We start from the raw sequence: 19,221 nt of genomic DNA, 5'->3' as shown, positions 1-19,221 counted from the left end.
ACCGCCACGATCTGCTCCACCGAAAAACGACTCCGTCTCACGACTTCTCCTGCGCCCCATTCTCGAGGCCGAATCGCCGAAAGACTAACGCTCAGCGTGTCTCGATTTCTTCAATGCAGATCAGGTGTTGCATCCCAGTCGTAGCGATCAGCTGCTGCTGGCGAAACCACCCCGCGACGCTCGAAACCAAATCTTCTTGCGCATATGACCCAGATCCCGACGCTCGATCCTGCCCAAGAGATCCGCATTGAGGCGGTACATCGCGGCTTTCTCTATCAGCATCTTTATGCAGCAGCGTGCCTTCTCGCCTCAAGGCAGACCGGCGCGACTTCCGTGGTGGTCGAGCGCGACGAGGACATCGAGCTCGTCACGCCGACAGAGCGAATCTACATCCAGGTCAAGACGCGCGGCCGGGCCATCATGCCGTCGGACATCAAATTGGCTCTGGAACGATTCGACGAGTTGCGGCAAGAGCACGCGCAGGGCCGCCGGCCGGGGCAAGCGACGTTCGTGGTGGTGGTCAACCGTGCCTTGGGGCCGACGCTCGCTGATCAAGTTCGCACAGGACAGCTGGCAGGTGACGTGAACATCCTCTGGCCGGGCCGCGTCTGTACGGACGCCCTTGGTCAACTTCCACCTGCTTGGTCGGGCATCGACGAGGCAGTCTCTTGGTGCGTCGATCGAGCCGCGACGGTGCCGCTCGCCATGCTGGCGCCTGATTCCCTCGTGTGGAAGCTGGCTGGCCGCGTCCAGGCTGCGGCCGCCGGAGAGGCGCCCCATGCGGATCACACCTTCGTGATCGCGGAGTTGTCGTCGCTTTTCGACCAGATCCTGATCCAGCTGCAGGACTTCCCGGCGCCACCCGACCAGTACCGCCCGCAGGAGAACGAGCCTCAACTCGACTCGAACTCCCGGGTCCGTATCGTTTCCGGCTTCTCGGGCGCCGGGAAGACCGCGTGGGCTTCACAGGCGGCCACTTTCAGCAGTCACAACTGCGCGTACTTCGACTGCGCGGAGACGCCGGGGGAGGCCCTCGCCCTCTCGCTGGTGCGTGAGCTGGCCGCCAAGTTGGCCGGCGCCGGCCCGGATGCGGTGCGCAAGGTCTTGCTGCCGGGCGCCACCGGTGTCGAGTCGCTGCGCCAGCTAGACATCTATCTCAAGCACGAGGGCCTCTCGCCGATCGTTGTGCTCGACAACGTGCATCGTGTTTCGGCAGAGAGCCTCAAGCGCATGGTCGATGTCACGTCTGCGCTAAGGTTCGTTCTCCTGGCGCAACCGCTGGGGACATTGGCCGAGATCGAAGCGCTTCTGGGCCTGACGCGAGAGCCGCTGAATGGGTGGGGTGTCGACGACGTTGCGGCGGCGGCCTCTGCGTGGGGATGTCGAGGTGATGCGGCCACTATGGGGCGTTTGAAGACGCTGACGGCGGGCATGCCTCTGTTCGTCAGAAGTGCCGCGACGATTGCTCGCGAAGAGTACGCTGGGCGCCTCGACCAGATGTGCGACGCCGTCGACGCATTGACCAACCTGACCCAGACCGCGCAAGAGGTCATCCTGGCGAAGGTCTTCGACGCGTTTCCCGACGCCGCGCAACAGACGATTGCGGTGCTGAGTCTGTCCGATATCGGTCTGCTCCCGGCCGAGATCAATAAGCTGCTGGACGCGGCCCTTGAGATGGACGAGCGTGCGGTTGCTGGCGTGATCCGGGAATTACGAGCCGCTGGGGTCGTGGAGATCTACGGCAACAAGGAGATCCGACTGCATGACGCCATCCGTGTTGTCGGGAGTCTGCACCTGTCAGGCATGCCCGCAGAGGTAGCGTCACGGGCTCGCGTTGCCCTCAAGGACCTGATGGTCGAGGCGTTCGAGCGTGATCGCAACACGGCGCGCTTCTCGCTCTACACGCGGTTGCTGCTGGCGACAGGAGACGTCAAGACGCTGGTGGACCTCGTCGGCGAAGAGATGTTCCATGAGATGGGCGTTGCCGTAGAGGTCTGGCACGGCCTGGAGGCGCTGGTTGCCGGAGACGGGTCAGATCCGGAGCAGCGGTATTGGGCTCTCGATGGTCTTGTCTTCTCGGACATGAAGCTCGGGCGCATGGATCGTCTGGCGCCTAGGTTTGCGGCGATGGAGCAATTGATCGACAGTGGCGTGCTCGGTGAGGACGAAGCCCTGTCCTTCTTGATGAAGCGCATGCTTTATTTCTCGAGTCAGGGTGACGAGGAGGGTGTTCTGCGCGCGATCCGCGAGCTGGACAGCCGATTGTCAGACAAGCCCGTCCACCGACGCGTCTTCCTCTACAACGCGGCCGCGGCGCTTTTTCGACTTGAGCGCTATGAGAACGCGATGAGGGTGGTCGACGAAGTGATCGATGAGACGTTTGCGGTTCTCGGCATTCGTCCCGAGCAGGTTGTTGGCGCAAAGAATGCCGCGCTCTGGGCGCTCATCAACAAGCCGGGACTTGATCACGCGGACATAAAGCGGCTCGCGGATGCGCTCGAACTCAAGGCAATGGTGGCTGGCGGGATGCACTCGTTCGTGCCTCTCGCGCGAATCCATGCCATGAAGTTCTACAACATGGCAGGCGCCATCGACTCGCTCATTCGTGTCGGGCAAGACCTCGCCGACGAGTTCGTCGAGCGACATGATTTCGTGGGCGCGCGTGAGATTCTTGAGCAGCACGTCATGCCTGTGTTCGTGGACAACCAACTCCTGAATCGGAACCTAGATGTACGCGCGCAGTACGCGGTCGTTCTGGCCTACTGCGGCAACTACTCAGAGGCCGAGATGGAGATGGAGCGGCTTCAGGCTTATGCGACCGGCCTGACATCCGAGGCTCGCATGAGCCTCGCGAACCAACGCCAGCTGATCGCTGAAATCAAGGCCAATCCGATACCGCAGTGGCGCCCGGGAGTGCGTCCTCTGGTCGTCAGACAAGGAACGCCGATTTCTGCTGGGGCAAAGATCGGGCGCAACGAACCCTGTCCGTGTGGTTCAGGCAAGAAGTTCAAGAAGTGCGGCTGCGGTCTTGCCGGATAGCGCCGAAGCAGTCATTCAAGTGGGTACAGCACGTGAGCCACAGACGAGCCACCGGTTACGAGGGGAGTGCTGCCGGCCTGACCCAACGGTGCTCGGCGGCTGCTATTGGCGGTAGCTGTCGCTCTGGCCCTGCCCCGCGAACGACCCAGACCAGCCTGAAGCCGACATCGCTGTAGCGATTGGCGCTGCCGTGCAGTGATTACGTTCGGGCTACCCAGCTTGGCCGAGTGCTTCTAGCCCGTGACCTGTCGTCGGCCGGCGTCGGCTTTGGCGCGCACGCATAGCCTCGCTTGCGGCTATCGAGGGCGGCAACCCGTGATCCGTCAGTGCCCGCAACAGAGCCCTGACCGCTTCAGCTCCGCAGTTAAGCAAAGCTTGGCCCAGAGTCGAATTAACTTAACCTTGGCCATCCCGGCCAACTTATGGGCTAAGTCACAAAACCCAAGGCAGCAAAAATCGAATTGGCGCGACCGGCAAGAATCGAACTTGCGACGAAGCCTTCGGAGGGCTCCATGATATCCACTTCACCACGGTCGCACGCCAGCCGTGTATTCTAACCCGGCTTGGGAGCCGTCCCGATGATTGGTCTGACTGCTTCAGCTGCGCAGCAGCTTCAGACGCGGCGCCGCTCGGGCCGGCAGATCAGGGAAGACGCGGGCCAGTGCCTCGTCGTCAAGGCCCAGATGGCCTTGCAGCACAGGGCCAAGCACATGGCGGAAATCGGTGCTGACGGCCAGGTCGCGCCCATCGGCCAGTGCGCGGTCCTCCAGGCCCGGCCATTCGCCCAGCACGCGGCCGCCGGCCGCGCCCTGCAGCGGACCGCCCAGCAACCACATTGCATTGCCCCGGCCATGGTCGGTGCCGCCGGTGCCGTTCTCACGTACGGTGCGTCCGAACTCGCTCATCACCATGATGACGGTGTCCTGGAGGCTGTCGCCCAGACCCTGGGCCAGGGCGTCCAGGCCCTCGCACAAGGCCCCCAGGCGGCTGGCCAGCTGGCCGCGGGCTCCGCCCTGGTTGACGTGGGTGTCCCAGCCGCCTACCGAGGTGAAGGCCAGCTGGGTCTGGGCGTCGGCGCGGACCAGCTCCCCGAGGCGGCGGGCGTCGGCAGAGAAGCTGCGGGCGGACGGAGCGCCGGCATCGGCGCTGGGATCGCGGCTGGGGGCTTCGTCCTTCATGTCGCGCGGGCGCTGCTCAGCCTGGGCCAGGTTGCGCCGCATGTCTTGGCGGGACTGAGTGGCATCGCGATAGTCCTGGGAGAGGGCATCCTGACCCGCGTACAGCTTGGCCAGGCCGCGCTGCAGCCGGGCCTGGTCGATGGCCTTGGGGTCCAGTGCCTTGGGGCCGGTGCCGAGGAATGCCACGGGTGCGCTGCCCGCGAAGATGCGGGGCGGCGTGTTGCCCAGGCTCAGGGCGCGGCTGGCGCTGTGCGGCCCGGGCAGCCCGACCAGCAGGCGGTTCATCCAGCCGTCGGGCGTGCCCTTGCGGCCCGGGGTGCCGGATTCGAGGTAGTCCTGTGCATCGAAATGCGAACGTGTCGGGTCTGGCGAGCCGCTGGCATGGACGAAGCCCATCAGGCCGCGCTGCCAGTAGGGCATCAGCGGGCTTGCAGCGGGGTGCAGGCCGAAGAGGCGGTCCAGCGGCAAGGCGCCGCCTTCCTCGCCGGGCCTGGCAATCGCCAGACGCGGCCGGGCGCGTGCATAGGCCGGGTCGCCGTGGGGCACGACGACGTTGAGCCCGTCTATGGCCCCGCGCAGCATCACCACCACCAGGCGGGGACGACGATCGTCCGCGGCGCTCAAGGCCCGGGTCGGCAGGGCAAGGGTGCCGAGGGTGGCCGCGCCGTGCAGCAGCCAGTCGCGTCGACGCAGGGTCTTCGGAAGGGGCAGGGTCATGTCAACACCTCAGCACTGCATGAAATCGGGGCTGGCCAGCAGCAGGGCGGCCTGCGCGGCCGGGGTCTCACCCAGCAGCGCGGCGCGCGTGCGGGCCTGCAGGCTGGGGCCCAGGGTGGCGAGCAAGGCCTGTGGCTGGGTGTCCGCGTTCCAGCGCCGGCCCAGGCGTCCCTCGGCCAGGCTGCTGGCGAACTGCACGCGCTGCGTCAGGGCCTCGGGCCCGCGCCAGGCGGCGGCAGTGGTCTTGTAGCCATCGGGTGTCTGCCAGCCGTAGAGCGGCTGGCCGGCCTGGGCCAGGAGGGGCAGCAGCAGCGCGGGCTCGTCCACCTGCGCATTCACGGCACGCAGGGCGGACAGCAGATAGCGGTAGGGCGTCTTGAACTGGGCCTGCCAGTGTTCGGGGCTCCAGAACTCGGGCGCCTGGATGAGGGCCTCGGTCCACTGGCGCAGGTCGCCGTCGCTGCGCAGGAAGACTTGGGCGAGGCGGTCAACCAGGGATGCCGGCGGCTCGTCGGCCACGAAGCACTGGGCCAGCTTGCGGCTCAGATGGCGCGCGGTGGCGGGGTGGCGGGCGAGGATGTCCAGCGCCTGCTCGCCTTCTGCCTGGCCCTCGCGCGGGCCGCTGGCGCGGATGCGCCTGCCCAGCCACAGCTTCTCGCCGTGATCATGGCGGCGGGGATCGAAGGCGAAGAGATCCCGGCTGCTGCCCAGGCCGCGCAGGTCCAGGGTCCAGCCGGTCAGCATGCGTGCCAGCTCGGTGACGTCGGCCTGGGTGTAGCCGCCGTCCACGCCCAGGGTGTGCAGCTCCATCAGCTCGCGGGCGTAGTTCTCGTTGAGACCCTGGCTGCGGGCATTGGCGCGGCGGGGCTGGAAGCCAGGCGCGACGCTGAGGTGGTTGTCCAGGTAGATGAGCATGGCCGGATGCCGGGCCGTGGCCCCCAGCATGTCGCGGAAGCGGCCGAGGATGTGCGGGCGTATGGCCTCGCGCTCGTAGGCGCCTGCGTAGACGCTCACCGCGCTCTTGCCAGCGTAGACATTGAAATGGTTGAACCAGAACTCGACCAGGCGCTCCTGCAGCTGGGCCGGGCTTTCCAGGGCCCGCCACAGGCGCTGGGACTGCGCCTCCAGCAGCACTGGGCGGACCAGCTCGCGGCGGGCGTTGGGGGCGGGATCGGCGGGTGAGGAGCCTGTCTTTGCGGCCTTGTTCTCGCGCTGGGCCTGCTGCGCCCGGCGAAAGCGTTCGCCCAACTCGCCCTGGCTTTCCCGCCAGGTGCCCAGGCCGGCCAGGCGCTGCTCCAGCGTGGCCGGCAGGGCCTGCGGCTGCAGCTGCGCCTGCAGAAAGCCCTCCAGCCAGCGCGCGGCGCCCAGGCGTTGCATGTCCTGCACGTCCTGGGGACGCGGGCCGTAGGCCAGGCGCTTGAGGGCATGGTGGGCGCGTTCCTCCTCGTTGAGCGGCGCCTGCCGGGCAGGGACCTCGGCGCGGCCGGTGCCGGGAAGGCTGGCCATCAGGGGCAGGGCACTGCTGCCCAGCAGCAGGTAGCGCCGACATGGATCCGGCAGGCAAGGCTTCATGGGCGGAGACACAAAGTGTGGGAGCTGACCATACGGGTTCTCATCATGGGCCTGTGGTGTTCGCGGCATTTGTCGCGCCGGTAAAGCTCTGTGCGGGAAGGGGGCGGCCTATAATCCCGCGGCTTTGCGCCTGATAAGGCCTAGCCAATTTTCCAAATTGCCGACGTCAACGAGGATTTCATGAGCGGACACCAGGATCAAGACCACGGCCACGACTCTCACGAGGGCCCGATCAAGACCCCCAAGCAACTGGCCTGGGCTGTGTTCTTCGCCTTCGTCGTGCCCATCTTCGTGATCGTGCTGCTGGCCAACTACGTGACGACGGACACCAAGCCCGCCGCTGGCAGTGTCGGCCTGGAAGAGCAGGCGATCGCCGCCCGCATCCAGCCCATCGGCAGCATCGAGCTCAAGGATGCCTCCAGCGCCGGCGCGCTGAAGACCGGCGAGCAGGTCTACCAGGCCCAGTGCGCTGCCTGCCACGGCACCGGCGCCATGGGCGCTCCCAAGTTCGGCGATGCCGCCGCCTGGGCGCCCCGCATCAGGACCGGCTTCGAAGCCCTGCTGAATTCGGCCCTCAAGGGCAAGAACGCCATGAGCCCGCAGGGTGGTGGCGAGCACAGTGACGTGGAAATCGCCCGTGCCGTGGTCTACATGGCCAACAACGGCGGCGCCAGGTTCGAGGAGCCCAAGGCCCCCGCCGCCGCCGCCTCGGCCGCGAACTGAAGCTCCGTTTCTTGCAAGAAGCCGCCCGTCGCAAGACCGGCGGCTTTTTTCATGGGCTGGCGGTGGCGTCCGTGCGATAGGCCGGGAGGTCCCGCCACTGTGCCATCAGCTCCCACCAGCGCTGCACCTGCTGGCGCTGGGCCTCCGGCAGCTGGCGTATGGTCATGACGTAGAAGTCGCTGATGAGCAGGGGAGGCTCCAGCTGGGTCAGGTTGCTGAACTCCGGGCGGGTCAGGAGGGTGTCGGCCTCCTCGCGCACCAGGACGGCGAGGTCCAGGCGGCCCAGCTGCAGCATCCGCAGGACGTGCAGGGACTGGTTGGGTCCCGGCGTCAGCTCCAGGCCCAGGCGGCGGACGGCCTCGGTGGCCGCACGGAAGCCGGCTCGAGCGCCCAGGCGCATGGGGCTGGCGTGGGGCATCTCCAGGCGCCGGCCATCCCAGGTGACGACGGCATCCTGCCGCTTGACCAGCACGATGGAGGTCCGGGCGACACGCATCTGCGGATCGCCGCTGGGGCTGCCCGGGAAATCGAACTCCTGCATATTGGACGGAATGGCGGCGCCGACGCCGGCCTCCACCTTGCCCAGCCGCATCTGCTCGAAGCAGCGGCGTGCCGGCCAGCGCAACAGCTCCACCTGCAGGCCGATCTGGCGGCCGGCATCCACCATGAGGCGCTCGGTGACACCGGGATGGTTGGCGTCGCCACTGAGAAACGGCGGCACGGGCACATCGCCCACGCAGACCTGCAGGGCTGCGGTCGGCTGCGCGCAGGTGAGGCTGGTCAGCCCCAGCCCCAGCCCCAGCCCCAGCCCCAGCCAATGCCAGCGCCATCCCGATCTAGTCTGCTTGTCAGGTAAGGCGGCCATCGCTGATGAGCCAAGTGGTGGTGCAGCGAGTCTAGCGCGCCAATGGCAGGGCACTCAGGGCTCGGGATGGCCCATGACGTGGTGCTGTTGGCACAGCGCCTCGAAGGACGCGCTCTCCGGCACCCAAGCGGACTGTTCCACCGCATCGGCCGCGAGACCCATGTCCAGGCTGTGCACCAGGCCCAGCACCGGGGCCTCAAGGCCCGGCAGGTGGGCGCTCAGCAGCAGGCGGTCCTGCTCGTCCAGCCAGCAGTGCAGCAGGGTGGCCTGCGGGCCGGTGTGGCTGAAGATGCGGGGCGAGCCGTCCGGCCCCTGGCCATGCAGGCGCCAGACATGCGGCGTGGCCTCCAGGGTGACGTAAACCCTTTGCGGTCCGTTCTGGAAGAACCAGGCGCCTCGCTCGTCGGGGAGGTAGTTGCGGTGGATGAAGTCCCGCAGCTTGTCATGGGTGATGCGGCTGCCCTTGACCTGGGGGAAGGGGCCGGCGGCCTGGATGCGCTCGTCACGCATGTACCAGTCACCGCGGGCATCCAGGGCCAGCCAGTCATAGCAGTGGGGTACGTTCGGCCACTTCTTCAGGGCCGCCTTGACGATGTCATCCATGGCGGCAGTGTAGGACCCCACGCCTGCAGCCGGTGCCTAGGTCCCCTTCCTCAGAGGTGTCCCAGCACGCCCAGCCGTCGCGCACGGTCCAGGCAGGCGCGGAAGCACAGCAGGCCCAGGGCCAACCAGGCGCCGCCGTTGAGCGCCACCCAGGCCCACACGTCCGCGGACAGCAGGGTGCCGGTGGCCGCGGCACGGGCGCCAGCTGCCGCGAGGGCATAGGGCAGCCAGGCCAGCTCGGAGACGGGGTAGGCCGGCAGTGACACGAGGGCGATCACCACCGGGTAGGCGGCCACCATCAACAGCTCGCCATGCTTGACCAGCAGGCTCAGCCCTGCCATGGCATAGCCGATGCCGGCCAGTGCCGGGCAGCCCAACAGGGCCAAGGCCAGCACCTCGGGGGAGGTCTGCACGCGTCCCTCGGTCAGCCCGCCGATGAGCAGCAGGCTCAGCACCAGCAGCAGCAGGCTCACGGCCAGGCCCAGGACCAGGCGTATCGCAAGCAGGCTGGCCAGGCTCAGCGGTGCCAGGTTGAGCTGCTCCAGGGTGCGCTGGCGCGTTTCCTCCATGATCTCCTTGGAGCCCGCATGAGCCGTGCCGCTGGCGAACAGCCACAGGGCAAAGCCGGCGATGAGTCCGTCGGCCCGGCCTGAGTCCAGGCTCTGCCCACTGGCCTTGAGCACCGCATAGACCAGCCCGCCGAAAAGGCTGACCAGGAAGCCCAGGCCCAGCAGGGTCTCGACCCAGTAGCGCCGCGCCAGCCACAGGCCGCGCCGTGCCTCGTTGAGGCTATGTCTCCACAGGCGTGTCATGTCTGATCCTCCGGGGTCGCTGCGGAGCGGCCCGATTCCAGATGTTCCAGGTAGTGCTCCCGCAGGTCGATGCGGCGCAGCTGCAACTGCTCGCTGGCGGCCAGCCAGCCCGCCCACAGGCTCATCAGGCGCATGGCCTCCGCTGGGTCCTTCAGAGGCAGGGTCCAGTCCTCGTCCTGGCGCTCCCAGCGGCGTTCGGTCAGCCAGTCGGGGAGGTCCGGGCAGGGCGCCTGGTGGCGGACCTGCAGGCGGTAGGGATGGGGCAGGTGGACAAAGGCCTCGCGCGGGCCGTCGAAGCGCTTGCGGCCCTGGTGGATGCATACGATGCGCGGGCACAGGCGCTCGATGAAGTGCAGGTCATGCGAGCTGATCAGGAAGGTCTGGCCATCCTGCGTGCCCTGGCGCACCAGCGTGTGCAGGCGCTCCACGCCTTCCAGATCCAGGCCCAGGGTCGGTTCGTCCAGCAGGGCCAGGGCCGGGCGGTGGATCAGCGCACCGATCAGCGCGGCCCGCAGCTTGTTGCCGGTCGAGAGCTGGCGGATGGGGGCGCGCACATCGTCCAGGCCCAGTGCCTCGGCCATGTGGCGGAAGTGGACGGGATCGAAGCGGGTCTCGCGCAGCTCGCAGAAGTAGCGGGCGTTTTCCAGGGTGCTGAGCCGCTCGTAGGCGGCCCCCCGGCCTTCCAGCAGCACGCCGATCTCGCGCAGATGCGGGCCACCCTGGCCTGCCGGCAGCGGCGGACCGCCGCGCCAGCGCAGCGTGCCGTGGTCAGCGCCGCACAGCCCGGTCAGCAGCTTGACCAAGGTGGTCTTGCCCGAGCCATTGGGACCCAGCAGGCCCAGCACCTCGCCGGGCTGCAACTGCAGCTCGAAGTCCTGCAGCGCCTGCACTGCGCTGTCGCCTCGTCGGTACTGCTTGCTGGCCTGCTCCAGGCGCAGCAGGGATGCCGTGTTGCCATCCGGGGGGATCGCTGTCCCGTTCATGTCCGCCCTCCTTGTTTCAAGGCGGCGCCATGCTAGCCGTCCAGGACGATGGACGCGGGGTCGAGTGGGCGAATGGCAGCCGTCGCGACATGGACGGCAGATCCGCCCGCCCGATGGAGGCAGGGTGCGGGCGAGGCAGTTCAGGCCAGGCGCTGGCCCAGCCAGTGGCAGACCAGTTCCGGCATGGCCAGCACATGGCCCGGGAAGCGGCCGCCGGGGAAGCCGACGTGGCCGCCATGCGCGGGCTGCCACAGTGTCACGAAGGGGCCGGCGTCCTGGACGGCGGGCAGCGAGGCAGCGGGCACGAAGGGGTCGTTGCGGGCGTTGAGCACCAGGGCTGGCAGTCGGATGCGGGGCAGCTGTGGCTTGGCCGAGGCGCGGGCCCAGTAGTCCTCCGTGTTGCGGAAACCGTGCAGGGGCGCGGTGAAGAGATTGTCGAATTCGTAGAGGTCGCGCACCTCGCGCAGGGCCTGGCCATTGAAGAGGCCGGGATGTTGCTGCAGCTTGCGCAGGGCCTTGGGCACCATGGTGCGCAGGAACATGCGGGTGTAGACCTGCCTGTTGAAGCCGCTGCCGATGGCGCGGCCCGACGCCGCGAGGTCGATGGGCGAGCAGATGGCGGCCACGGCGCTGGCGCTTTGGCGGGCGGTGTCGCCGGCCTCCTGCGCCCAGCGCAGCAGGGCATTGCCACCCAGGGACACGCCCGCAGCAATGAGCGGCCCGCGGTGCTGGCGGCGCACTTGCGCCAGCATCCAGCCGATCTCCGCGTAGTCGCCCGAGTGGTAGGCCCGTGGCGCGAGGTTCAACTCGCCCGAGCAGCCGCGGAAATGGGGGATCGCGAAACGCCAGCCGCGGCGCCGGGCGGCGTCGGCGAAGGCCTGGGCGTAGTGGCTTTGCGAGCTGCCTTCCAGGCCATGGAAGAGCACCAGCATGGGCACGTCGTCCCGAGGGGGCAAGGCCGCGTCGCCGCCTGGGTGGCGGCTGGGCGGGGGCTGGTCCAGCAGGAAGTCGGCGTCAACGAAATCGCCGTCGGGCGTGGCCCAGCGCTGGCGCTGGAAGGCCAGGGGCTTGCCGAAATGCCGACGCGAGAACAGGGCGGGCCAGATGGTCTGGACCTGCCCGCCGGGCAGCCACCAGGGCGCGTGGAACTCCATCAGTGCAGGATGGTCGGCTCCTGCACGACTTCCTGGATGTCGTGCCCGGTGCCGGGGCTGGCATGGTGCAGCACCATGCGCCAGCCTTGCGAGGTCTTGAGGTAGACGTTGGTGGCGATCACCCAGGCGCTCTGCGGGCCGTCAGCCCCTTCCACCTGCACGCGCTCCAGCACCTGGTGGATGGCGGTGTCCCCGGTGTGCAAACGCCGCACGCGCTCGGGCGTGACGGCGATGGGGCCTTGCTGGAACACCGTCTCGAAGGCGGCGCGTATGGCCGCGAGACCCACCACGCGGGGCCCGCCGGGATGGACGCAGGAGACTTCGTCCTCGTCCGCCCAGATGTCCATCAGCCGGTCCAGCTCACCATGTTGCAGGGCCTCGTAGAACTGCTGCTCGATGTCCTCGGGGGAGGCCATCAGCGCGGCCGTCTGCGCCTTGGGGCGTTGCATCGCGCGGCCTTCAGTGGGCGGCGTGCAGGTGCTCGCCGTCCTTGAGGCGATAGACGGTGCCGCAGTAGGGGCACTTGCCGCCCTCGTCATGCGTCACATCGATGAAGACGCGGGGGTGGTTGCTCCACAGCGGCATCTTCGGGTTGGGGCAGGCGACCACGCCGGGGCCCTGCACGTCCTTGGCCAGGACTTCGACGATGGATTTGGTTTCGCTCATGGGGACTTCTCTTCTTTGTTGTGGCAGGGGGCGGGCCGGGACTCAGACCAGGCTCAGCCAGTGCGCGTACTTGGGATTACGGCCGTTGACGATGTCGAAGAAGGCCGACTGGATCTGCTCGGTAATGGGGCCGCGCCGGCCCACATAGTCAGCGGTACCCAGCTCGATGCGGTCCAGCTCGCGGATGGGCGTCACTTCCGCGGCCGTGCCGGTGAAGAAGGCCTCGTCGCAGATGTAGACCTCGTCACGGGTGATGCGCTTCTCCACCAGCTTCAGGCCCAGGTCCTGGCAGATGTGGAAGATGGTGTTGCGGGTGATGCCGTTGAGCGCGCCGGCCGAGAGGTCGGGCGTGTAGACCACGCCGTTCTTGATCACGAAGAGGTTCTCGCCCGCGCCCTCGGAGACGAAGCCCGAGGCGTCCAGTAGCAGGGCCTCGTCGTAGCCGTCGTCCGTGGCTTCCATATTGGCCAGGATGCTGTTGGTGTAGTTGGACACCGCCTTGGCCTGCGTCATCGTGATATTGACGTGGTGGCGGGTGAAGGAGCTGGTCTTGACGCGGATGCCGCGCTTCAGTCCTTCCTCGCCCAGGTAGGCGCCCCAGGACCAGGCGGCGACCATCAGGTGGATGCGGTTGCCCTTGGGGCTGACGCCCAGTTTCTCGGAGCCTATCCAGGTGAGCGGGCGCAGGTAGCAGCTCTCAAGCTGGTTCTCGCGCACCACGGCCTTCTGTGCCTCCTCGACCTCTTGAAGTGTGAAGGGGATCTTCATGCGCAGGATCTTGGCGCTGTTGAACAGGCGCTCGGTGTGCTCGCGCAGCCGGAAGATGGCCGTGCCCTGCGGCGTCTTGTAGGCGCGCACGCCCTCGAAGGCGCCGCAGCCGTAGTGCAGGGTGTGGCTCAGCACATGGATCTTGGCATCGCGCCAGTCGACCAACTGGCCATCCATCCAGATCTTGCCGTCGCGATCTTCCATGGACATGAGGGCTCCTTGCTCGAGGGCTTGAGGGTTGACCCGGGGATTCTATGCCGCGCCCGTGCCGGCGCCGGTGCCCGCGCCGGTGCCCGCGCTGGTGCCGGGCCCCTCGGCTTCCGTGCACGTTTCGGCAGGCCGCCGCAGCGTCCACTGCTGCAGCACGCCCTGGCTGAACTGCAGTTCCAGGCGGATACCGCCGACGTCGGTCCAGGCCCAGGCTTCTTCGCGGCCTTCGATCTTGGCGCCCAGGCTGCGGGTGAGGGGCAGCACCTCCATGAGCTTCATGCCCTGGCGCAGGCGCGACTGCAGCATGACGGCGCTGTCGATGCGGCCCACCGGCGCGCCGTTGGCCGCCTGCATCACCCGCATCAGGCGGCTGAACTGCAGCAGCAGCCAGAACACGATCACGGTGAGAGCCAGGATCACCCCCTTCCAGCCCAGCAGCACGCCGCCCCCGACCAGGGCAGCGAGGGCCAGCAGCACGCCTACGACGGGGTTCATGCGCCGGCTCCGTGCAGGGGATCGGCCGGGCCGTCCGCTTCGTCCCAGCCATAGGCGCGCTCCACCCGGGCCACGCGCAGTTCGTAATGGCTGTACCAGCGCAGCCGGCCGGTGTCGCGGGCAGCCTGGTGACGCAGCTCGGCGCGCCAGGCGGCGATGGCGGCCTCGTCCATCCAGTAGGACACCGTGATGCCCAGCCCGTCGGCCCCGCGGGCGCTTTCCGCTCCCAGGTAGCCCGGTTGAAGGGCGGCCAACTCCACCATGGCCGTGGCCATGGCGTCATAGGACGGGTCCGGTGCCCGGCGCTGGCTGGTGAATATCACTGCAACATAGGGCGCGGGAAAGCGGCCGGCAAAGCCCGGCGGCCGGGCGTCGGACGGGCGGGTGTCGGGCTGCTGAGACGTGGTCATGGTCAGCTTGGGTTGTGTCGGGGACAGGCGTATTCTGTGCGATGGCGGGCGGCCCTCCAGGGGCTGCGGGCGCCGGGCACGTTTCCTTGTCGATGTCTTGTTGTGCGACCCCGGAGGTGGTCCATGGCTGAGCAGTGCGGACCGGGCTTGAACAGACGGGGCGGGCAATGAGGTTGCGGCGACGCCTCCTGCGCTGGCGTGCCCGCTGGCGCAACGGCCCCCGTCTGACCCAGGGCCTGCCATGGGCCATCCTGCTGCTGGGCCTGATGCTGAGTCTGGGCCTGTGGTCTCACGAACGCCGGGAAGCCGAGCATGTTCAGCAGCGTGAGATTGAGGCAGTCCTGCATGCCGCCAGCCAGCGCCTGGACCACCGGCTCGATGCCCTGCAGCAGATCCTGTCCGCTGTCCACGCCCTGGCGCAGACGCAGGAGCCGGCCACGGGGCTGCCCCTGGATGAATCGCGGCTGAGGCGCTTCCTTGACGCGCTGCCCCTGGGGGCAGACCACGCCGGCCTGGAAGGCCTGGCCCTGGTGCGCTGGATGCCCAGCCGCACGGCGGACGACAACGCCACCCCGCGGGCCCTGCTGGGTCCGCTGTTGCCCGGCCCCGGGCTGCTGGGCCAGTCTCCGGACCTCTGGCGCGAGCCCTTGCTGCAGCCCACCCTGCAGCGCGCCCGCGACAGCGGACAGCCTGCGCTGAGTCCATCCCTGGATCTGCGCAGCTGGCGTCTCGGGCGCAGCCAGGGCGTTGTGCTGGTCCAGCCCCTGTTCCGCACGGCCTTGGATGGCAGCCATCGGCTGGAGTCCTGGGTGCTGGCGCCCGTTGCGCTCGGGGCCCTGATGGACCCCCTGCAGGCCCAGATGCCCCACGCTCTGAGCCTGCGGCTCTTCGAGGGGGAGGTCCTGCAGGATCGTTCGCTGCTCTACCAGCCGTCCCAGGCCCTAGCGCAGGGCCTGCTCCAACGCGAGGAGCGGCTGCAACGCGGTGGGCAGGCCTGGACCCTGCAACTGGTGGTCCACGAAGGCTATGCCCCCCTGGCCGGACAGACCGAGCCCTTGACCCTGGGCCTGCTGGGCGGCCTGGGCAGCCTGCTGCTGGCCCTGCTGGCCTGGGCCCTGGCTGGATCGCGTGAGCGCGCCCAGGCCCTGGCCCAGCGCATGACGCGCGCCCTGCGCGAGAGCGAGCAGCGCTGGGCCTTCGCGCTGGAGGGGGCGGGCGACGGGGTCTGGGACTGGGACATGCGGGCGGACACCCTGGTCACGACGGCACGCTGGAAGGCGCTGATGGGTTGGCCACTGTCCGCACCCGAGCCCCGCTTCGTGCAGATGCTGCCCCTGGTCCATCCGGATGACCACGCCGGCCTGCGGCAGCGGCTGCGTGAGTGCATCAAGGGCGGGCGGGGCAGCTTCGAGGTCGAGTACCGCGTGCGGGCCGAGGGCGGGGGCTGGCGCTGGCGCCTGGCTCGCGGGCGCATCGTCGAGCGGGACGGCGTAGACCAGCCCTTGCGCATGATAGGCACGCTGTCCGACATCGACGCCCGCCGCCAGTCCGAGGCGCAGATCCATTTCCTCGCCCGCCACGATCCGCTGACCGAGCTGGCCAACCGGGCGCATTTCTCCGAGCGCCTGCAGCAGGCCCTTGCCCATGCGCGGCGCTACCGTGAGAGCCTGGGCCTGATTCTGGTTGACCTGGACCGTTTCAAGCCTGTCAACGACATCCACGGCCATGCGGTGGGCGATGAGCTGCTGCAGGCCATGGCCCGGCGCCTGAAGGCTGCGGTGCGCGAGACCGATGTGGTGGGACGCATCGGCGGTGATGAGTTCCTGGTGCTGCTGTGCGGCCCGGTCAGCCGCGAGAGCGCCCGTCATGTGGCCGAAAAGATCTACAACCTGGTGGCCGAGCCCCTGCAACTGGGCGAACTCAGCCTGGAACTCACCTGCTCCGTGGGCCTGGCCATGTATCCCGAAGACGGCGAGGACGAGCGCAGTCTCAAGAAGGCGGCTGATGACGCCATGTATGCCAGCAAGCGAGCCGGCCGCCTGCTGCTGGGCGCGGCGGGCGGCTGAGCCGGGGGCGTGCCAAGGCAGCGCCGGGCCGCCCCAAGCTGCTTTGACCCCCTCGGGGGGCCTGGCACACAGTGACAGGTCAGGGGGCGCGTCAACGCAGCGCCGGGCCGCCCCAAGCTGCCTTGACCCCCTCGGGGGGGCCTGGCACACAGTGACAGGTCTGGGGGCCTCGTGACTTCTTTCAGTTCAGGGCTTGGCCTGCAGCAGCACGCAGCGCACCCAGTGCCCGGCGGCCAGGTCCTCGCGGTGGCCGGCCAGAAACTTCTCGGCCGTGGAGTTGGCCGAGATGAAGCGCATGCCGTGCAGATGGCCCATGCCGGGCAGGGGGCGCGTCCAGGCACGCTCCAGGACACCGTTGAACCATGACACCTGCTCGTCCTCTCCGGGCTGGGCGTCAGGCTGCCCCAGCAGCAGCACGACTTCGTAAGGGCCCTGGTCCAGCATTTCCGTGGCGCTGGTGAGCACCTGCAGACCGCCATTGCTGATGTTGAGCACCAGGCCGGCAGGGCCGCGGGTGAACTGCACGGGCTTGAAGATCCAGCCCGGCAGGGACGCCACATCCTGCCCGGCAGCGGGCAGATCGAAGCGGGTATGCAGGCGCTGCTCGGAGGCAGAGTCGGTCATGAAGGGCTCCTTGCTGGCCGGCGTGGCCTTGCGTTGCATCCTAAGCAGACTTCGGCCTGAGAGCCAGCGGGTTTCAATCCAGCTCTCGCAACACCGAGATGGCGTCCTCGATGCGGTCCACCGCATGCACCGTCAGGCCCTCGATGGCCCTCTTGGGTGCGTTGGCCTTGGGTACCACCGCGACGCTGAAGCCCAGCTTGGCCGCCTCCTTGAGACGCTCCTGGCCGCGCGGCGCCGGCCGTACCTCGCCGGCCAGGCCCACCTCGCCGAAGGCAATGAAGCCGCGGGGCAGCGCCCTGCCGCGCAGGCTGCTCTGGATGGCCAGCAGCACGGCCAGGTCAGCCGCCGGCTCACTGATGCGCACGCCGCCCACGGCGTTCACGAAGACGTCCTGGTCACCCGTGGAGACGCCGGCATGGCGGTGCAGCACGGCCAGCAGCATGGCCAGGCGGTCGCGGTCCAGGCCTACCGAGAGCCGGCGCGGGCTGGGGCCGCCCGAATCGACCAGGGCCTGCAGCTCCACCAGCAAGGGGCGCGTGCCCTCCAGCGTGACCAGCACGCAGGAGCCCGGCACCGGCTCTCCATGGGTGGAGAGGAAGATGGCGCTGGGGTTGGCCACGCCCTTGAGGCCCTTGTCAGTCATCGCGAAGACGCCGATCTCGTTCACGGCACCGAAGCGGTTCTTGATGGCCCGCACCAGGCGGAAGCTGCTGTGGGTGTCTCCCTCGAAATAGAGCACCGTGTCCACGATGTGCTCCAGCACCCGCGGCCCGGCCAGGGCGCCTTCCTTGGTGACGTGGCCCACCAGCACCATGGCACAGCCACCGGCCTTGGCGGTGCGGGTCAGCTGCGCGGCGCACTCGCGCACCTGGGCCACCGAGCCGGGGGCGGAGGAGAGCTGGTCGGAATAGAGCGTCTGGATGGAGTCGATCACGCAGAAGGCCGGGGCCTCGACCTCGATGGTGGCGAGGATCTTCTCGAGGTTGATCTCGGCCAGTACCCGCACCTGCGCACCCGAGAGGCCCAGGCGCCGCGCGCGCATGGCCACCTGGGCGCCGGATTCCTCACCGGTCACATAAAGCACCTTGCACTGCTGGCTCAGCGCGTCCACGGCCTGCAGCAGCAGGGTGGATTTGCCGATGCCGGGATCGCCGCCGATCAGCACCACGCCGCCGGCCACGATGCCGCCGCCCAGCACCCGGTCCAGCTCCTCCTGGCCGGTGGGGGTGCGCTCGTAGTCGCTGGCCTCGATCTCGGACAGCGTGGCCACCGGCTGGCTGCGCGCCAGGGCCTGGAAGCGGTTCTTGCCGCCGCCCGTGGGCTCGGCCACGGTCTCGATCAGGGTGTTCCAGGCACCGCAATGGGGGCACTTGCCCAGCCACTTGGGGCTGCTGCCGCCGCATTCGCTGCAGCTGTAGACGGTTTTTTCCTTGGCCATGGCCGGCATTGTGGCGTGGCTGGGGACCGCTTCCCGGCGCTTCGCGGGCATCTTGCCGCCGTGCATCCCCTGCCCTCGGCAAAAACCCGGACAAAGTGCTACAACCACGGTTCGCCGTGCCCACCGTTGTTCCAGGGCGCGGCTCATGCCGGAGCATTTGACATGGAATTCTCGACCTGGCTGGCCTTCTTCGCCGCCTCCTGGGCCATCAGCCTTTCGCCGGGTGCCGGTGCCATCGCCGCCATGAGTTCCGGTCTCAACCACGGCTTTCGCCGCGGCTACTTCACCACTTTCGGCCTGGTGCTGGGCATCCTGACCCAGATCGTGCTGGTGGGGGCGGGCCTGGGCGCCCTGATCGCCGCCTCGTCCTTCGGCTTTGCCCTGGTCAAGTGGCTGGGCGTGGCCTACCTGGTCTATCTCGGCGTGCAGCAATGGCGCGCGCCGGCCAAGCCCCTTGTGGCGGCCACCGAGCCCTCAGAGGCCAGCGCCGTGAGCCTGCGCCAGCTGGTGCTGCGCGGCTGGGCCATCAACGCGGTCAACCCCAAGGGCACGGTCTTCCTGCTGGCCGTGGTGCCGCAGTTCCTGGACATGCACCAGAGCCTCAGCTCGCAGTACACCGTGATCGGCGCCACCCTGTGCTTCACCGACCTGGTGGTGATGGCGGGCTACACCGCCCTGGCGGCCAAGGTACTGTCGGCCCTGCGCAGCGCCGAGCACATCAAGACGCTCAACCGCGTCTTCGGCAGTCTCTTCATCGCGGCTGGCACGCTGCTGGCCACCTTCAAGCGCGCAGCCTGAGCCTGCCAGTATCCGCAAGAAGCAAGAAGCGGGTCGCGCCGAGAGCGCTCCCCGCGTGAAATCCGCAAGACGCGCCACCGATGGCGCGTCTTTTTCATGG

The 19,221-nt window shown here is 68.3% G+C and carries 18 protein-coding genes and 1 tRNA gene; 4 read left to right on the top strand and 15 right to left on the bottom strand.

Annotated features, from left to right (window positions below; all coding sequences use genetic code 11):
• The first annotated feature begins 204 nt into the window (after positions 1-204).
• Positions 205-3,039, top strand: a complete 2,835-nt coding sequence (locus tag ACS5PK_RS14480; protein ID WP_439440962.1) for an SEC-C metal-binding domain-containing protein — start codon at positions 205-207, stop codon at positions 3,037-3,039.
• 462 nt (positions 3,040-3,501) lie between these two features.
• Here the strand turns inward: ACS5PK_RS14480 and ACS5PK_RS14475 are convergent.
• The 3 genes from ACS5PK_RS14475 to ACS5PK_RS14465 form a co-directional block, all read right to left on the bottom strand.
• A tRNA-Arg gene (locus tag ACS5PK_RS14475) sits at positions 3,502-3,576 on the bottom strand.
• Positions 3,577-3,635: 59 nt separating this feature from the next.
• The gene (locus ACS5PK_RS14470) at positions 3,636-4,934 is read right to left on the bottom strand and encodes a DUF1501 domain-containing protein (RefSeq protein WP_439440961.1); all 1,299 of its coding nucleotides are present in this window, start codon (positions 4,932-4,934) and stop codon (positions 3,636-3,638) included.
• Between the two features lie 9 nt (positions 4,935-4,943).
• A complete protein-coding gene (locus ACS5PK_RS14465; protein WP_439440960.1) occupies positions 4,944-6,506 on the bottom strand; it encodes a DUF1800 domain-containing protein in 1,563 nt (520 codons plus the stop codon).
• Between the two features lie 180 nt (positions 6,507-6,686).
• Here ACS5PK_RS14465 and ACS5PK_RS14460 point away from each other — a divergent pair, with 180 nt between their 5' ends.
• A complete protein-coding gene (locus ACS5PK_RS14460; protein WP_439440959.1) occupies positions 6,687-7,229 on the top strand; it encodes a c-type cytochrome in 543 nt (180 codons plus the stop codon).
• 49 nt (positions 7,230-7,278) lie between these two features.
• Here ACS5PK_RS14460 and ACS5PK_RS14455 read toward each other — a convergent pair whose 3' ends face one another.
• From ACS5PK_RS14455 to ACS5PK_RS14410, 10 genes are all read right to left on the bottom strand, one after another.
• Positions 7,279-8,094, bottom strand: a complete 816-nt coding sequence (locus ACS5PK_RS14455; protein WP_439440958.1) for a hypothetical protein — start codon at positions 8,092-8,094, stop codon at positions 7,279-7,281.
• A gap of 54 nt (positions 8,095-8,148) precedes the next feature.
• The gene (locus ACS5PK_RS14450) at positions 8,149-8,697 is read right to left on the bottom strand and encodes a DUF2946 family protein (RefSeq protein ID WP_439440957.1); all 549 of its coding nucleotides are present in this window, start codon (positions 8,695-8,697) and stop codon (positions 8,149-8,151) included.
• A gap of 50 nt (positions 8,698-8,747) precedes the next feature.
• Positions 8,748-9,509, bottom strand: a complete 762-nt coding sequence (locus ACS5PK_RS14445; protein WP_439440956.1) for an ABC transporter permease — start codon at positions 9,507-9,509, stop codon at positions 8,748-8,750.
• A complete protein-coding gene (locus ACS5PK_RS14440; RefSeq protein ID WP_439440955.1) occupies positions 9,506-10,492 on the bottom strand; it encodes an ATP-binding cassette domain-containing protein in 987 nt (328 codons plus the stop codon). The genes ACS5PK_RS14445 and ACS5PK_RS14440 overlap by 4 nt, the downstream gene beginning before the upstream one ends.
• Positions 10,493-10,632: 140 nt before the next feature.
• Positions 10,633-11,646, bottom strand: a complete 1,014-nt coding sequence (locus tag ACS5PK_RS14435) for a YheT family hydrolase (protein ID WP_439440954.1) — start codon at positions 11,644-11,646, stop codon at positions 10,633-10,635.
• On the bottom strand, positions 11,646-12,095 hold the full coding sequence (locus tag ACS5PK_RS14430) for a YybH family protein (RefSeq protein WP_439440953.1): 450 nt from the start codon (positions 12,093-12,095) through the stop codon (positions 11,646-11,648). Before ACS5PK_RS14430 ends, ACS5PK_RS14435 begins: the two co-directional genes overlap by 1 nt.
• 10 nt (positions 12,096-12,105) lie before the next feature.
• Positions 12,106-12,312, bottom strand: coding sequence for a zinc-finger domain-containing protein (locus ACS5PK_RS14425; protein WP_439440952.1), 207 nt, complete (start codon positions 12,310-12,312; stop codon positions 12,106-12,108).
• 42 nt (positions 12,313-12,354) lie between these two features.
• Positions 12,355-13,290 carry a branched-chain amino acid transaminase gene (locus ACS5PK_RS14420; RefSeq protein WP_439440951.1) on the bottom strand — a complete coding sequence of 312 codons (936 nt, stop codon included), beginning with the start codon at positions 13,288-13,290 and terminating at the stop codon, positions 12,355-12,357.
• A gap of 42 nt (positions 13,291-13,332) precedes the next feature.
• Positions 13,333-13,785, bottom strand: coding sequence for a hypothetical protein (locus ACS5PK_RS14415; RefSeq protein WP_439440950.1), 453 nt, complete (start codon positions 13,783-13,785; stop codon positions 13,333-13,335).
• Entirely contained in the window at positions 13,782-14,195 is a 414-nt protein-coding gene (locus ACS5PK_RS14410; RefSeq protein WP_439440949.1) for an antibiotic biosynthesis monooxygenase family protein, read from the bottom strand. Before ACS5PK_RS14410 ends, ACS5PK_RS14415 begins: the two co-directional genes overlap by 4 nt.
• Positions 14,196-14,362: 167 nt before the next feature.
• On the opposite strand from ACS5PK_RS14410, the gene ACS5PK_RS14405 reads away from it, so the two are divergent.
• Positions 14,363-16,261: a diguanylate cyclase domain-containing protein gene (locus tag ACS5PK_RS14405; RefSeq protein ID WP_439440948.1), complete on the top strand. Its 1,899-nt coding sequence runs from the start codon at positions 14,363-14,365 to the stop codon at positions 16,259-16,261.
• Positions 16,262-16,447: 186 nt separating this feature from the next.
• On the opposite strand, the gene ACS5PK_RS14400 is transcribed toward ACS5PK_RS14405, so the two are convergent.
• Both ACS5PK_RS14400 and radA read right to left on the bottom strand, forming a co-directional pair.
• Positions 16,448-16,885 carry a hypothetical protein gene (locus tag ACS5PK_RS14400; protein WP_439440947.1) on the bottom strand — a complete coding sequence of 146 codons (438 nt, stop codon included), beginning with the start codon at positions 16,883-16,885 and terminating at the stop codon, positions 16,448-16,450.
• Positions 16,886-16,958: 73 nt separating this feature from the next.
• Positions 16,959-18,323 (bottom strand): DNA repair protein RadA, encoded by a 1,365-nt coding sequence (gene radA / locus ACS5PK_RS14395; protein ID WP_439440946.1) that lies wholly within the window; start codon positions 18,321-18,323, stop codon positions 16,959-16,961.
• A 162-nt stretch (positions 18,324-18,485) separates the two neighbouring features.
• Between radA and ACS5PK_RS14390 the strand changes: the two genes are divergently transcribed.
• Positions 18,486-19,121, top strand: a complete 636-nt coding sequence (locus tag ACS5PK_RS14390; protein ID WP_439440945.1) for a LysE family transporter — start codon at positions 18,486-18,488, stop codon at positions 19,119-19,121.
• Positions 19,122-19,221 lie beyond the last annotated feature (100 nt).

It is taken from the genome of Roseateles sp. DB2 (genome assembly GCF_051857535.1).
Lineage (GTDB): Bacteria > Pseudomonadota > Gammaproteobacteria > Burkholderiales > Burkholderiaceae_C > Roseateles_B.
The sequence above is the reverse complement of the archived record's forward strand: the minus strand, read 5'-3'. Positions and strand labels throughout refer to the sequence as shown.